At 69.6% G+C, this 15134-nt stretch carries 8 protein-coding genes, 1 tRNA gene and 2 pseudogenes; 3 read left to right on the forward strand and 8 right to left on the reverse strand.

Annotated elements, in window-relative coordinates; genetic code table 11:
* Window positions 1-376 precede the first annotated feature (376 nt).
* The 3 genes and pseudogenes from QE370_RS16685 to QE370_RS16695 all read right to left on the reverse strand — a co-directional run.
* Window positions 377-587, reverse strand: a pseudogene (locus tag QE370_RS16685) (IS3 family transposase); the annotation flags it as partial.
* A 42-nt stretch (window positions 588-629) separates the two neighbouring features.
* Window positions 630-1073, reverse strand: a pseudogene (locus QE370_RS16690) (AAA family ATPase); the annotation flags it as partial.
* A 352-nt stretch (window positions 1074-1425) separates the two neighbouring features.
* Window positions 1426-1502, reverse strand: a tRNA-Met gene (locus tag QE370_RS16695).
* A gap of 129 nt (window positions 1503-1631) precedes the next feature.
* On the opposite strand from QE370_RS16695, the gene QE370_RS16700 reads away from it, so the two are divergent.
* Window positions 1632-3065, forward strand: a complete 1434-nt coding sequence (locus tag QE370_RS16700) for a serine/threonine-protein kinase (protein WP_309635043.1) — start codon at window positions 1632-1634, stop codon at window positions 3063-3065.
* A gap of 3 nt (window positions 3066-3068) precedes the next feature.
* Here the strand turns inward: QE370_RS16700 and QE370_RS16705 are convergent, their stop codons facing one another.
* From QE370_RS16705 to QE370_RS16715, 3 genes are read right to left on the reverse strand one after another with little or no spacing between them, the layout of a single operon-like run.
* Window positions 3069-3482 carry a hypothetical protein gene (locus tag QE370_RS16705; RefSeq protein ID WP_309635044.1) on the reverse strand — a complete coding sequence of 138 codons (414 nt, stop codon included), beginning with the start codon at window positions 3480-3482 and terminating at the stop codon, window positions 3069-3071.
* Window positions 3479-4666, reverse strand: a complete 1188-nt coding sequence (locus QE370_RS16710; RefSeq protein WP_309635045.1) for a fatty acid desaturase — start codon at window positions 4664-4666, stop codon at window positions 3479-3481. Before QE370_RS16710 ends, QE370_RS16705 begins: the two co-directional genes overlap by 4 nt.
* Before the next feature lie 10 nt (window positions 4667-4676).
* On the reverse strand, window positions 4677-5762 hold the full coding sequence (locus QE370_RS16715) for a ferredoxin reductase (RefSeq protein ID WP_309635046.1): 1086 nt from the start codon (window positions 5760-5762) through the stop codon (window positions 4677-4679).
* 249 nt (window positions 5763-6011) lie between these two features.
* Between QE370_RS16715 and QE370_RS16720 the strand changes: the two genes are divergently transcribed.
* Together QE370_RS16720 and QE370_RS16725 are read left to right on the forward strand one after the other, a co-directional pair.
* Window positions 6012-6833 carry an alpha/beta hydrolase gene (locus QE370_RS16720; protein ID WP_309635047.1) on the forward strand — a complete coding sequence of 274 codons (822 nt, stop codon included), beginning with the start codon at window positions 6012-6014 and terminating at the stop codon, window positions 6831-6833.
* Window positions 6834-7074: 241 nt separating this feature from the next.
* Window positions 7075-10458, forward strand: a complete 3384-nt coding sequence (locus QE370_RS16725) for a S8 family serine peptidase (RefSeq protein WP_309635048.1) — start codon at window positions 7075-7077, stop codon at window positions 10456-10458.
* On the opposite strand, the gene QE370_RS16730 is transcribed toward QE370_RS16725, so the two are convergent.
* Together QE370_RS16730 and QE370_RS16735 are read right to left on the reverse strand one after the other, a co-directional pair.
* Window positions 10459-10845 carry a hypothetical protein gene (locus QE370_RS16730; RefSeq protein WP_309635049.1) on the reverse strand — a complete coding sequence of 129 codons (387 nt, stop codon included), beginning with the start codon at window positions 10843-10845 and terminating at the stop codon, window positions 10459-10461.
* Between the two features lie 1311 nt (window positions 10846-12156).
* On the reverse strand, window positions 12157-15084 hold the full coding sequence (locus QE370_RS16735) for a UPF0182 family protein (protein WP_309635050.1): 2928 nt from the start codon (window positions 15082-15084) through the stop codon (window positions 12157-12159).
* Window positions 15085-15134: the final 50 nt, after the last annotated feature.

Raw genomic sequence — 15134 nt, forward strand, 5'->3', positions numbered from 1 at the left:
CTCGACTGCTTTGCTTCGTGCTTTTCACTCATATTGCAGTTCCTATTATAGATGAGCTCTGTCATTTTGGACGGATAGTTCGTATCACTAGCGATGTCAGATTCTCGCCTTCATGCCGTTAGTCGTCATTGACGACGTTCAGACTGAAAACTACCCGCCGGTCGAGATCAAAGCCTCTACAGGACCCTCGGGGGTGTAGCCGTACAGATCCTTGACTATGACGCCCCTCCCAGCACCCGATCTGGCATCCTGCCGAGTGGCTTCGGACTGAAGCAGCCGGTCTCCTCCCGCGGGGCTTCTAGAACCGTGCTGCCTGACTCGAACTGCAACCGAGAATCCGCCGGCAAGGGCTGCTGCAAGGATCTGTGACAGCGGTTCAGGCCGCCTGAGTGACGGCCTGGCTCATAATTATCTCGAACTCGACGGGCGTCAATCGTCCGAGTCGGGCCTGTCTGCGGCGACGGTGGTAGGTCCGTTCGATCCACGTCACGATCGCGATCCGGAGATCATCGCGGGTGGCCCACGTCTGGCGGTCGAGGACGTTGCGCTGGAGCAGCGCTGAAGAAACTCTCCGTGGCCGCGTTGTCGAGCACCACCACGTCTATCTCGTCGCACGCCGGTGGCTCGAATCCAGCCAGGAAGACGGTCAACAGGTCGTCACTGACGAGCATGTCGTCGGCCTTTCGCCCACCTCGTCGCGCGAGACGATCTCGCAAGACAATCTCGGGAACGTCGAGGTACAGGACCTGCACTTGCGCACCGGTCACAGCACCGATCGCGCGATACTCATCGCGCTGACGACGCGACCAGAGCGAGTAGTCGACGACCACGTCTTTGCCCTCGAGAAGCGTCCGCTCGATCTCGAGCTTCTGCCGCGCACGAATTTCCTCGGAGATGTCGTCAGGCAGTGGCGCACGGCGAAAACCGCGACGGTAAGCCTCGCGGTCGTTCGAGAACCGCACCCAGCCCGCATCCTCGAGAACGGTCACCCGCCTCGACTTTCCAGACCCAGCGAGACCGCACAACAAGAGCAGACGCGGACCCTCGATCTCGCCCGACACCTGCACCTCCATGCGTCCAGGAACATCACGGAACTCAGTCAACCTTCTCGGCCCGCCGAGCGGCACTACCTGGCGGCGGACCCTGTGGTTCGCAGGAGTCTGAACCAAGCCGTGCTCACGGCCCTGTTCATTGAAGACGACAATCCCGAAGGGGCCGACCTCTCTGTGCGCTTCCAGCGCGTTCTCGACGACCACCTCGCCATCACGCTCAACCACGAGGTGCGATCCACCAGTGGGCACGGCGGCGAGACGACGCCCCCGCGGCCAGAGCGTTCGAGACTCGAACGTCTGAAGGGCCCTCTTTTCCCTAAGAACGACAGAACCCCCGACCTTCAGAGGTCGGGGGTCCTGTCGAACTTTCTCGTGGTAGCGGGGACAGGATTTGAACCTGTGACCTCTGGGTTATGAGCCCAGCGAGCTACCGAACTGCTCCACCCCGCGTCGCACGTAGAACATTACGCCACGGTGAACGGGGATCCAAATCGGGGGTGTGAGACGACGCTCACAGGGGGTCTCTCGACTCGCGGGACCGTCCAACCGCTCCTACCGTCATGGGGAAAGGAGTCGTCGGTGATCGCAGGTCGGTACAGGCTCGAGCGCGAGATCGGTCGAGGTCGCTCCACGAGCGTGTGGGCAGGCCACGACACCCTTCTCGACCGTCGGGTGGCACTGAAGAGACTGGGGTTCTCCCCCGGCTCTGACGAGGTCGACGCCGCACGCGCCGAGCGCGAGGCGAGGCTCGCGGCACGGGTGCACCACCCGCACGTCGTCTCCGTCTACGACCTCGCCGACGACGGCGACTTCACCTGGCTCGTCATGGAGCTCGTCGACGGGCCGACGCTCGCCGACCTCGCCCACGACGGCCCCCTCGACCTCGAGCGCGCAGCCCGCCTCCTCGCGCAGGTGGCCGACGCGCTCGCCGCAGCCCACGCCGACGGGCTCGTGCACCGCGACGTCAAGCCGTCGAACGTCTTCGTCACCGGCGACGACGTCGCGAAGCTCGGCGACTTCGGCATCGCCCGCCGCGAGGACGACGAGGCACTCACCCGCACCGGCCTCATCACCGGCTCGCCCGCCTACCTCTCCCCCGAGATCGCCAGGGGCTCCACCGCCACGGCCGCGGGCGACGTGTGGGCCTTCGGCATCACCGTCTACCGCGTGGTCACCGGCTCGGCGCCGTACGACGTCGAGGGCGACGACGTCGTCACCGCCGTGCAGAAGATCCTCGACGCGCCGGGCCCAGCACTGCCCGCGGACCACCCGCTGGCTCCCGTGGTCGCCGCCGCGACCCGCCACGACCCCACCGACCGCGCGACGATGCGCGAGATCGCCGACCTCCTGCAGACGCTCGCGCAGCCGGGCGGCCTCGGCCACCACCGGTCCGCGCTGGCCGACCTGGCCGTCGCGCGCGCCGCGACCGCTCGAGCGACCGAGTCGACCGCGACGATCCCCGCTCCCGACGGACGCCGCACCTCCGTCACGCAGGCGCCGCCGCCCCGCGACGCCGTGACCGCTCCCCCGACCCTGCCGCCGCCGACCAGCCGTCGGGGCGGACGGGGTCGACGCGACCGCCGCACGATCCTCGTCGCTGCCGCGGCGCTCGTCGCCTTCGGTGCGGCCGGCGCCGGGGTGCTGGCGACCACGGACGACGACAGCGCCCCCGTCGCCGCAGCGGCATCGGCCGCACCACCGCTCACCGCGCAGCAGCGCCTGGAGAAGTTCGCCACGGACTACGTCCAGACGGCGGCCAGCGACCCGCAGCGTGGCTTCCAGCTGCTGACGGCGTCCTACCAGCAGGCCAGCGGCGGCATCGCTGGCTACACCGACTTCTGGGGACGGGTCAGCGACGTGCGCGTCGAGGCCGTGCGCTCCGACCCCGACCAGATGCGCGTCACCTACACCTACTCCTACGAGATCGGCGGAGTGCGTCGCACCCAGGCGCTCACCCTGCTGCTCACGCAGGAGGGCGACCGCTACCTCATCCGCGGCGCGCTGGAGGCCTGACGCTCAGAGCGTCTCGCGCTCCAGCACCGAGTTCGGTCGGAACCACACCGGCTCGCCGCGGCGAGCCGGCCGGACGAGGTCGAAGCCCGCGGTGCTGACCAGCACCCAGCGGTGCGGCCGCTGCTCGTGACCGAGTCGCTGCCGCGGGTCGGCAGCGACCTCGCGGGCGCAGGCCACGTGGCACGGCGGGAACGCGAACTCCCCGTCGAGGGCCTCGTCGGGGGTGCCGACGAACGCGACCGGGCGGGTCAGCGTCTCGCCGCACACCCCGCAGATGCGGCTCAGGGAGCACCGGATGGCCTGCTTCTTCACGACCTTCTCGTGCGTGCCGCGGCCCTCGTCGTCCACGCACGCGAACGGCAGCGCCGAGCCTTCGACCACCGGGCCCGACGCCGCCGTCACCACGCCCTCGCTCACGACGTGGCGACCGCGTTCGTCCAGCGGCCCAGCTCGTGGCGACGTCCGGGACGCTCGTCGTCGCGCAGCCGGCGCGTCCGCGGCGCCGGTGGGGCCGGGTTGTCCTTCGTGCGACGGTTCGGCAGCGACAGCTTCATGATCGTGCGCAGCGTCTGGCCGTACTGCTTGTACAGCGGACCGGTCGTGTACGGGATGCCGTAGCGCCGGCAGATGTCCTTGACCTTCACCGAGATCTCGGCGTACCGGTTGCTGGGCAGGTCGGGGAACAGGTGGTGCTCGATCTGGTAGCCGAGCTGGCCGCTCATGACGTGCAGGAGCGTGCCGCCCTCGAAGTTGGCCGACCCGAGCATCTGGCGCAGGTACCACTCGGCGCGCGTCTCGTCCTCGAGCTCCTCCTCGGTGAAGTGCACCGCACCGTCGGGGAAGTGCCCGCAGAAGATGATCATGTAGGCCCACACGTTGCGCACGAGGTTCGACGTGATGTTCGCCGTCAGCGTGCTGAGGAACGCCGGACCGGTCAGCGCCGGATAGACGACGTAGTCCTTGAGCGCCTGCTTGCCGATCTTGTCGCCGATCTGCTTGAGCTGGCGCTTGAGCAGCTTCGGGTCCTTCTCGCCCTTGCGGATGGCCTCGATGTCGAGGTCGTGCAGCGCCACGCCGTACTCGAAGAACAGCGCGAGCAGGGCGTTGTAGACCGGCTGGCCCAGGTTGTACGGCGTCCACTTCTGGTCGCGGCTCATGCGCAGGATCCCGTAGCCCACGTCGTTGTCGTGGCCGAGCACGTTCGTGAACTGGTGGTGGATGTAGTTGTGCGAGTGCTTCCACTGCTCCGCCGGCTGCGTGGTGTCCCACTCCCAGCTGCTGGAGTGCACCTCGGGGTCGTTCATCCAGTCCCACTGGCCGTGCATGGTGTTGTGGCCGATCTCCATGTTCTCGAGGATCTTGGCCGACGAGAGCAGCGCCGTGCCGAGCAGCCACGCGGGCGGGAACAGGCTCGCGAACAGGGTGATGCGCCCGGCGGCCGCCAGCCGTCGCTGCAGCGCGATGATGCGCAGGACGTAGTCGCGGTCGGCCTGACCACGGCTCGCCTCGACCTCGGCGCGGATCTCGTCGAGCTCGCGCCCGATCGCCTCCACCTCCTCGTCGGTCAGGTGGGTGTACTCGCGCACGTCGGCGTAGGCCATGGGTGTCTCCTCAGATCTTGAGCGTGCAGTCGGTGGCGGCGACGCTGATGCAGGTCTGCACGTACTCGCCCTCGGTGTGCTCGTCGCCGCTGCGCAGGTCCTTCACGCGGCCGCTGAGCAGCGGCACGTCGCACGTGTGGCAGATGCCCATGCGACAGCCGAACAGCATGTTGACGCCGGCCTGCTCGCCGGCCTCCAGCAGCGTCGTGGCCCCGTCGACCTCGACGCTCTTGCCCGTGTCGCCGAAGGTGATCGTGCCGCCCTCGGCGTCGGTCTCGGTGGCGCCGAGCGAGAACCGCTCGACGTGCAGCTCGTCCTCGCGGCCCAGCCGCTCGAAGTGCTCGACGAGCGCGTCGAGCATCGGCTGCGGGCCGCAGGCCCACGTCTCGCGCTCGGCCCAGTCGTGGCAGACGTCGCCGAGCCGGTCGGGCGTGAGGAACCCGTCGCGGTCGGTGAACCGCTCGTGGAAGGTGAAGCGGTCGTGCTCCGCCGCGAGCTCCCGGAGCTCGTCGAGGAACATCATGTCGTCCTCGTCGACCGCGGAGTACGCGAGGAACACGTCGGGCACGGAGCCGCGACGGTCGAGGGTCCGCAGCATCGACATCACCGGGGTGATGCCGCTGCCGCCGACGACGAAGAGCATCTTCGCCGGCGGCGGGTCGGGCAGCACGAAGTCGCCCTGGGGCGACTCCAGCCGGACGATCGTGCCCGGCGCGAGCCCGTTGACCAGGTGCTCGGACAGGAAGCCCTCGGGCATCGCCTTCACGGTGATCGCGACGGTGCCCTCCGAGCGCACGGGCGCCGACGAGAGGGAGTACGACCGCCAGTGGAACCGGCCCTCGATCTCCACGCCGATGCCGATGTACTGGCCGGGCTGGAAGTCGAACGACCAGCCCCAGCCGGGCTTGATGACGAGAGTCGCCGAGCGGTCGGTGACCTGCTCGACCCGCTCGACGCGGCCGCGCAGCTCGCGCGCGGACCACAGCGGGTTGATGAGCTTGAGGTAGTCGTCGGGGTGCAGCGGCGTCGTGAACGCCTTGCCGACCGCACGCACACGACGCAGCACGGTCGACCTCTCGATCAGTGAGTCAGCCATCGGTCCGCCTCCCCCGCCTCGCGCCCCACCGTGACGACCCTTGGCGGCCGTGTGGTGTGCGTCACGGCGAGCGTACGTCCGTCCTGGCATCTGCGCGCGGCAAACCAGGGGCATCCATCCACGGGCTGAGACCGCGAGTTACATCGCGTACGACCACATCGTGCACGTTCGAGTTGCGCGATCGGTGTGCTCGACCAGACTCGAAGGTGCCAGAGCACACGATCCCCGACACCCACGGAGGAACATCCCATGAGCACGCTCGAGACCAACGGCATCCGGATCAGCTACACCGACTCCGGCGGCGACGGCCGCCCCGTCGTCCTCATCCACGGCTGGCCCCTCAGCGGCGCCTCCTGGTCGGAGCAGGTCCCGGCGCTCACCGAGGCCGGCTACCGCGTCATCACCTACGACCGTCGCGGCTTCGGCGCCAGCGACAAGCCCGACACCGGCTACGACTACGACACCTTCACCGAGGACCTCGCAGGCCTGCTCGAGCTGCTTGAGGTCACCGACGCGACCATCGTCGGCTTCTCGATGGGCGGCGGCGAGGTCGCCCGGTACCTCGGCTCGCGCGGCTCCGAGCGCATCCACTCCGCCGTCTTCGCGGCTGCCGTGCCCCCGTTCCTGCTGAAGTCCGACGACAACCCCGAGGGCGGCCTCACCCCCGAGGACGTGCAGGGCTTCAAGGACGGCGTCAGCAACGACCGTGCCGGCTTCCTCGAGGAGTTCACCACGAACTTCTTCAGCGCGGGCGACGAGCTCAAGGTCACCGAGGCCCAGCGCCAGGAGGCCATCGCGCTCGTCGAGCCCGCGTCGACCACCGCGATGCTCGGCTGCGTGGAGGCCTTCGGCACCACCGACTTCCGCGACGACCTCGAGAAGATCGACGTGCCCACGCTCGTCATCCACGGTGACGGCGACGCCGTGGTCCCGTTCGAGGTCTCGGGCAAGCGCACCGGCGAGATCGTCAAGGACGCCACGGTCCACGTCGTGGCCGACGGACCCCACGGGTTCAACGTGAGCCACGCCGACGAGCTCAACCGCGTGCTGCTCGACTTCCTGCAGCGCTGACCCGCTCCGCCGCGTCGGACGACGCCCAGAAGCCCCTCCCGGACCCGTCCGGGAGGGGCTTCGCTCATGGTGCACGGCAAGGTGACGAAACGGTTAAGCCCGAGATTGCAGGCCCGTCAGCCCTGGCGCAGCAGCAGGCACGGGGTGAGACTGTCTCCCATGCCTCGCCCCCTCGGGCGGGCACGCCTTGTCCCACGGGGGGACGCCGGACACGGTCCGGTAGCAGAGAGGACGCACCACCTTGCGCACACGCCGCACACGGCTGCTCCGTTCAGGAGCCGCCTCCACCATCGCGCTCGCGCTCGCCATCACCTCGGCGGGCACAGCGAACGCAGCACCCGACGACCCGCGGACCGCGGTCGACCAGGCCCCGGAGCAGACCGCGCAGACCGACGAGGTCAAGGACGCGCCGACCGGCGACAAGCTCGGCCAGCCCGACCGCGAGCTGCTCGCCGAGGCCCGCCAGAACGGTGACAAGCGCGTCACCGTCATGATCGCCACCCAGCGCAAGGCCACCGCGGCCGTCGTCGACTCCCTCGAGGCGTCCGGCGCCTGGGTCGGCCGGGTCGACGACAAGCTCGGCTACGTCCGCGCCAGCGTGCCCACGTCGCGCGTGGAGAAGGTCGCCGCACTGTCGAAGGTCGACGCCGTCGACCTCGACGAGACCATCCCGATCGACGACCCCGCCCCCGGCAAGGTCTCCGCCGACGGTTCCGCGCCCAGCAGCGCGCCCGGCGCGAGCACGCCCAACGCCAACCCGTACATGCCCACGCGCGAGACCGGCACGACCGACTTCGTCGCGAAGAACCCGAAGTACGACGGCCGCGGCGTCACCATCGGCATCATCGACTCCGGCGTCGACCTCGACCACCCCGCCCTGCAGGAGACCAGCACCGGCGAGCGCAAGATCGTCGACTGGGTCACCGGCACCGACCCGCTCCTCGACGACGACAGCACGTGGCGAGCCATGATCACCTCCGTGACCGCCTCGCCGACGTTCACCTACGCCAACCAGACCTGGACCGCGCCGCGTGAGGGCACCTTCCGCGTCAACCGATTCAGCGAGAGCATCACCGCCGGCAGCGAGCCTGGTGGCGACGTGAACCGCGACGGCGACACCACCGACCGGTTCGGCATCCTCTACGACGAGACGACCCACGACATCTGGGTCGATGCGAACCAGGACAACGTCTTCTCCGACGACGAGCTGATGCGCCCGTACAAGGAGAAGTTCCAGGTCGGCCACTTCGGCACCGACGACCCGTCGACCGACATCGTCGAGCGCATGCCGTTCACGGTCGAGTACCGCGAGGACGTCAGCCTGGCGCCCGCCGACCTGCCCGGCACCGCCGACTTCGTCAACATCGGCATCGTCGAGGACGCGCACGGCAGCCACGTCGCCGGCATCGCCGCCGGTCACTCGCTGTTCGGTGGCGCCATGAACGGCCAGGCGCCCGGCGCCAAGATCGTCTCGAGCCGCGCCTGCACGTGGGGCGGCGGCTGCACCGCCGCCGCGCTCCTCGACGGCATGGTCGACCTCGTCACCAACCGCGGTGTCGACGTCGTCAACATGTCCATCGGCGGCCTGCCTGCGCTGAACGACGCCAACAACGCCCGCGCGACCGTCTACGACCGACTCATCGACGACTACGGCGTGCAGCTGTTCATCTCGGCCGGCAACAGCGGCCCTGGCCTGAACACCATCGGCGACCCGTCCGTGGCCGGCAAGGTCGTCAGCGTCGCGTCGTCCATCTCCAAGGAGACCTGGAAGGCCAACTACGGCTCGGTCGTCTCGGCCGCGCTCGCGCTGCACCCGTTCTCCTCGCGGGGCCCGACGGAGTCCGGCGACTTCAAGCCGAACATCGCAGCGCCCGGCTCGGCCATCTCGACCGTGCCCCAGTGGCTCAAGCAGCCTGACCTCAAGGAGGCCGGCTACACGCTGCCGGTCGGCTACGCGATGTTCAACGGCACCTCGATGGCGTCGCCGCAGGCCGCGGGTGCGGCAGCGGTCCTGCTGTCGGGCACCCTCGCCCGCGAGGTCCCGGTGACCCCCAAGCAGCTGCGCAACGCGCTGTACTCCTCCGCAAAGCTCTTCCCGGGCGAGTCGGTGGCGGGCCAGGGCGCCGGCCAGATCAACGTGCCCGGTGCGTGGAGCCTGCTCCTGAAGAAGGCCGTCACGGCCGACTACCGCACCGACGCACCGGTCTGCACCCCGCTGTCGGACTTCCTGGCCAAGCCGGGCCGCGGCACGGGCCTGTACAACCGCTGCGCCGCCGACCAGGGCGGTCAGACGCTGAACAAGGCCAAGAAGTACGACGTGAAGATCACGCGCTCGTCCGGCACCTACAGGTCGGTCAAGCACACCGTCCGCATCGTCGGCAACGACGGCACGTTCCGCGCGCCCACCTCGATCACGCTCGCGCGGGGTCGCACGGTGAGCCTGCCGGTGACCGCCACCGCCAAGACGCAGGGCGCGCACTCGGCCATCGTGGAGATCGACGACCCGGCGACCCCGGTCGTCGACCACCGCGTCATGGTGACCGTCGTGCAGTCGACCGGGCTGACCTCGCCGAGCTTCGCCAAGGAGAACCGCGGCACGGTCCAGCGCAACCGGTCCACGTCGTACTTCGTGTCGGTGCCGAAGGGTGCCAAGGCGCTGCAGGTGAACCTGTCCGGCATCGCCACGCGCAGCCAGACCCGGTTCATCGCGATCAACCCCTACGGCGTCCCGGTCGAGTCGACGGCGTCGACGGCGTGCTACACCAACTTCAGCGACGCGAAGGCCTGCAAGCCGACGTCGCGGAGCTACGCCGACCCGCTGCCGGGTGTCTGGGAGATCGAGGTGGAGTCGCGTCGCACGTCGCCGCTGCTCGACAACCCGTTCAGGCTGACCGCCGCGGTCCAGGGCGTCACCGTCGACCCGGCCACCCAGGAGGTCGCCCCGGCGGCCGACGGTGGCGCGACGGCCCTGGAGTGGACGCTCAAGAACGCGTTCGGTCCGGTCACGGTCACGCCGCGTGGTGGCGACCTGGGCAGCGCCCTCGCGGAGCGCAAGACGATCGAGGACGGTGCTCGCCAGACCTACACCGTCGACGTCCCCGAGGGCGCGTCGAGCCTGACGGCGACCATCGGCAGCACGTCCGACGCCGGCGCCGACCTCGACCTCGCCATCCTCAACCCGGACGGGTCGCAGGCCGGCCAGTCCGCGGACGGTGACTCCGAGGAGTCGGTCACGCTCGACGCCCCCGCCGCCGGTACGTACACCGTCGTCGTCGACGGCTACGCGGTCCCGGCCGGGAGCACCGAGTACGACTACCTGGACGTGTTCTACTCCGCGGGGCTGGGCACGCTCGCGGTCGACGACACGCCCGTCCAGCTGGCACGCGGCGGCACGGCGGTCGTCAAGGGCTCGCTGGAGCCCACGGCGCAGCCGACCGAGGGTCGTTCGCTGTTCGGCGAGATGCAGGTGATCTCGTCCGAGGGTGCGGTGCTCGGCAGCGGCACGGTCCGGGTGACCGGCACGGCCCCGGAGCCGACCCCGTCGGCGACGACCACGACGCCGACCGCCCCGGAGACGGCTCAGCCGCTCGCTCCGAAGGCGACGGCGAAGGACGAGCAGGAGTAGTCAGCCGCGCTCGACCTCGACGACGACGAGCACCGGTCCTCGCTGACAGGTGGTGGTCGCGTCGGGGTCGGGCCGGCCCCGCACGGTGACACGGTCGCCGGCCTCCATGCCGGCGACCGTTCCTGTGAGCACCCACGTGCGGCCGGTGGCGGCGAGCGTGACGCAGCGGTCCTCCGGCGAGCGCTCCACGACTCCGGTGACGCTCTGCAGGCCGGCCGACGGCTTGGCCGTCGGCGTCGGGTCGTCGTCGGGGAGCGTCGGCGTCGGGTCGTCGGGCAGCGTCGTCGAAGGGGCTGACGAGGGCGTGCTGTCGCGCTCTCCTCCCCCACCCGTGCCACCGCACCCCGCGAGGACCACCGCCACCAGCACCCACCCGACCCGTCTCATCCCCCCAGAGTGCCACCGCCCCCGAAGCCCCGCGTCCCTCGCGCACGCACGCGACCAGCGGAACACTTCGCTGGTCGAGTAGCAGGGACGAGCTTGCGAGGTCCCTGCGATGGAGCCGTCGCAGTGGGGCGTAGCCGCGACGGAGCGAGACCACCCGGCAACGGCCCAGCGCGAGCCAACCCCCAGCGACCGCCTGGAGTGGTCTCGATACACCTCCCCTCGCTGGCGCTCGTGAAGGCACTCGACCAGCGGTGGGTTCCGCTGGTCGAGTAGCAGCACGCGCGACGAAGGAGCGTCGTGGCTGCGATGGAGCCGTCGCAGTGGGGCGTAGCCGCGACGGAGCGAGACCACCCGGCAACAGCCCAGCGCGAGCCAACCCCCAGCGACCGCGCAGAGTGGTCTCGATACACCTCCCCTCGCTGGCGCTCGTGAAGGCACTCGACCAGCGGTGGGTTCCGCTGGTCGAGTAGCAGCACGCGCGACGAAGGAGCGTCGTGGCTGCGTATCGAGACCACCCGGCAACAGCCCAGCGCGGCCTGGCTCCCAGCGTCTGCCCAGAGTGGTCTCGGTACGCCCGGAGCACGCTCGTCCCTCGCGGCTCCGCGCTACTCGACCAGCGGTTGTCTCGCTGGTCGAGTAGTAGGGACGAGCTTGCGAGGTCCCTGCGTATCGAGACCACCCGGCAACGGCTCAGCGCGAGCCAACCCCCAGCGACCGCCTGGAGTGGTCTCGATACACCTCCCCTCGCTGGCGCTCGTGAAGGCACTCGACCAGCGGTGGGTTCCGCTGGTCGAGTAGCAGCACGCGCGACGAAGGAGCGTCGTGGCTGCGTATCGAGACCACCCGGCAACAGCCCAGCGCGGCCTGGCTCCCAGCGTCTGCCCAGAGTGGTCTCGATACGCCCGGAGCACGCTCCTTCGTCGCGGCTCCGGCCTACTCGACCAGCGGAACGCTTCGCTGGTCGAGTAGTCCGAGCGAGCTTGCGAAGCTCGGACGTATCGAGACCACCCGGCAACGGATCAGCGCGAGCCAACCCCCAGCGACCGCGCAGAGTGGTCTCGGTACGCCCGGAGCACGCTCGTCCCTCGCGGCTCCGCGCTACTCGACCAGCGGTTGTCTCGCTGGTCGAGTAGCAGGGACGAGCTTGCGAGGTCCCTGCGATGGAGCCGTCGCAGTGGGGCGTAGCCGCGACGGAGCGAGACCACCCGGCGACAGCCCAGCGCGGGCCAACCCCCAGCGACCGCCTGGAACGGTCTCGATACGTCCGGAGCACGCTCGTCGCGGCTCCGCGCTGCTCGAGCAGCGGACCCCCTACTGGCCGCCGCTCTGGTCGGACTGGCCCAAGGCGTCCTGGGCGTTCTCGACCGCTGCGTTCATCTGGTTGATCCGACGCTGGTACTCGGCGAGGTCGCCGGCCTCGAGAGCCTTCTGGGCCGCGGAGTAGGCGGCCGACGCGTCACGCAGGTACTCCTGCGTCGTCTTCGCGCCGCCGTCGCCGCTGCCACCGGAGTCGCCGCCCGAGGACTCCTCGTCCGGATCGGGGACGGAGCCCTCGGCCAGGCCGAGCGCCACCCGCAGCGCCTCGTCGAGGGTCTGGCCGAAGCCGACCTCCTCGCCGAACGACGCCGCCACGAACTGCAGCACCGGGTACGTTCCCTCGTTCGCCTGCCGTCGGATGTAGACCGGCTGCACGTACAGCAGCGCGTCGCCCACGGGCAGCGTCAGCAGGTTGCCGTTGAGGACCTGCGCGTCGGACTGGCGGAACTGCAGCAGGGCCTGCGTCACGCCGCGGTCGGAGCTGAACTGGTTGGCGATCTGGCTCGGACCCGGCACCTGCGTGTCGCTCGGCAGCTGCAGGATCTGCAGCTTGCCGTAGTCCTCGCTCGACGCCTCGGAGTTCACCGACATGAACGCGGCCAGGTTCTGGCGGCTGTTCGGCAGGTAGACGCTGGTCAGCGAGAACGCGGGGTCCTCCTGGCCGGGACGGGCCGTCGTCAGGTAGTACGGCGGCTGCTGCGTGGCCGTCCGGCCCGACGGGGTGGCCGGGTCCTCGGGCACGCGCCAGCGCTCGCCGTCCTCGTAGAACGTCTGCGCGTCCGTCACGTGGTAGCGCTCGAGCACGTTGCGCTGGACCTTGAACAGGTCGACCGGGTAGCGCAGGTGCTCCAGCAGGCTCTGGTCGATCTCCGAGCGCGGCTCGACGACACCCGGGAAGACCTTCATCCACGTCTTGAGGACCGGGTCCTCGGTGTCCCACTGGTACAGCTTCACGCTGCCGTCGTAGGCGTCGACGACGGCCTTCACGGAGTTGCGCATGTAGTTGACGTTGTCCGTCGGCAGAGCGGCCTGCGACGACCCCTGCGTCAGCGTGTCGTCGGTGGCCTGGCGCAGCGAACGCCGCTCGCTGTACGGGTAGCTGTTGCTGGTCGTGTAGCCGTCGACGATCCACACCACGCGGCCGTCGACGACCGCCGGGTAGGTGTCGCCGTCGACCGTGAGCCACGGCGCGACCTTCTCGACGCGGTCGCGCGGGTGCCGGTCATAGAGGATCTTGGAGTTCTCGTTGACGCGGTTGGACAGCACGATGTTGGGCTCGGCGAACTTGAACGCGTAGAGCACCTTGTGGAAGAGGCTGCCGACGGGCACGCCACCCTCGCCGTCGTAGGTGTTCTGCGTGGCGCTCTCGGCGCCGTCGTTGCCCGACCCGCCACCGCGGGGGATGTCGACCTCGATCGGTGCGGCGCCCTCGGGTCGTCCGACGATCGAGTACGACGGCGAGCTCTCGCCGAAGTAGATGCGCGGCGGCACCTCGGTCTCGATCTCACCGACCGGTGGGATGTCCTTCTGGACCCACACGGGCTCACCCTGCTCGCCACGCTGGTTGCCGCGCGCGGCGATGATGCCGTAGCCGTGCGTGTACACGGTGTGGTCGTTGGCCCAGTTGCGCTGGGAGTCCTGCAGACCGCCCAGGTCGAGCTCGCGGGCCGCGATGATGACGTCCTGCGGGATGTCGTCGTCGCCCAGCTTGTAGCGGTCGACGTCGAGGGTCTGCGGGACGGTGTAGTAGCCGCGCACCTGCTGCAGCTGCTGGAAGGCGGGTGAGATGAGCGTCGGGTCGAGCAGACGCGTGCTGACGCGCGACTCCGCCGACGCGTTGAGCTCCTGCGGCGTCAGGGTCGTGTTCGCCGTGTAGTCCTCGGTCTCCACGTCGGCGACGTCGTACGCCTCGCGCGTCGCCTCGATGTTGCGGGCGATGTACGGACCCTCCTTGTCCGGCTCCGACGGACGGACCTGGAAGGACTGCATGACGTAGGGCCACACACCGCCGATGAGCACCGACGTGAGGAGCAGCAGGCCGAGCCCGACGCCCGGCAGCACCCACGACTTCACGAAGACGGACGCGAAGAACAGCACGGCGCACACCAGCGCGACGCCGATGAGGATGTTCGCCGCGGGGATCCGCGCCTTCGCGTCGGTGAAGCCGATGCCGGTGAACAGTCCGGAGCCGTTGACGGCCAGGTTGTAGCGGTCGAGCCAGTAGCCGAAGGCCCGCAGCAGCACGCCGAACCCGACGAGCACCGCCAGGTGCACCTGCGCCGCACGCGTGAAGCGCGGACCACGGCCGGCGAAGCGGATGCCGCCGAACACGTAGTGCACGAACACGCTCACCAGGACGGCGACGACCACCAGCGCGAACAGGAACGAGGACAGGAAGTTGAACCAGGGCAGGTCGAAGACGAAGAAGCCGATGTCCTTGTTGAACTGCGGGTCCTGCTCGCCGAAGGACGTGCCGTGGCGCCACAGCTGGAACGTCTCCCAGCGCGACGACGCGACGGAGCCGGCGAAGACCGTCAGCACGACGGCGAGCACGATCAGCGCCGGACGCTTCACCGGCGAGAGCGCCTGCCGGTACCGGAACGCGGGGTCGTCACGGCGCATGGGCAGCGTGTCGGGCTGCAGACGGTGCGCGAGCCAGGCGTTGGCGGCGACCACGAGCCCGAACAGCAGGCCGAGCACCGCGAAGAGCCCGACCCGGTTCACGATGACCGTGGTGAACACGTTCGAGTAGTCGACCGAGCGGAACCAGAGCCGGTCGGTCCACACCGACGTGAAGATCGACCCGAGGAACAGCAGCGCCGCCAGCGTGACGAGCGTGGGCACGAGCACCTTCCGGCGCTTGTCGACCCCGCCGGGCGTCGGCTCGGGTCGGGGACGGGGGGTACCGAAGATGTCGCTCACGGGGCTCCAGGTGTCGTTCTGGGGTCGGGTCCAGCGGTGGGGCTGACGGT

Source organism: Aeromicrobium sp. SORGH_AS_0981 (assembly GCF_031453195.1).
Lineage (GTDB): Bacteria > Actinomycetota > Actinomycetes > Propionibacteriales > Nocardioidaceae > Aeromicrobium.

Excerpts from the sequence above, each read along its gene's own strand:
- QE370_RS16720 (WP_309635047.1), top strand. The coding sequence starts at position 6,012 with ATGAGCACGCTCGAGACCAACGGCATCCGGATCAGCTACACCGACTCC.
- QE370_RS16710 (WP_309635045.1), bottom strand. The coding sequence starts at position 4,666 with ATGGCCTACGCCGACGTGCGCGAGTACACCCACCTGACCGACGAGGAG.
- QE370_RS16715 (WP_309635046.1), bottom strand. The coding sequence starts at position 5,762 with ATGGCTGACTCACTGATCGAGAGGTCGACCGTGCTGCGTCGTGTGCGT.
- QE370_RS16730 (WP_309635049.1), bottom strand. The coding sequence starts at position 10,845 with ATGAGACGGGTCGGGTGGGTGCTGGTGGCGGTGGTCCTCGCGGGGTGC.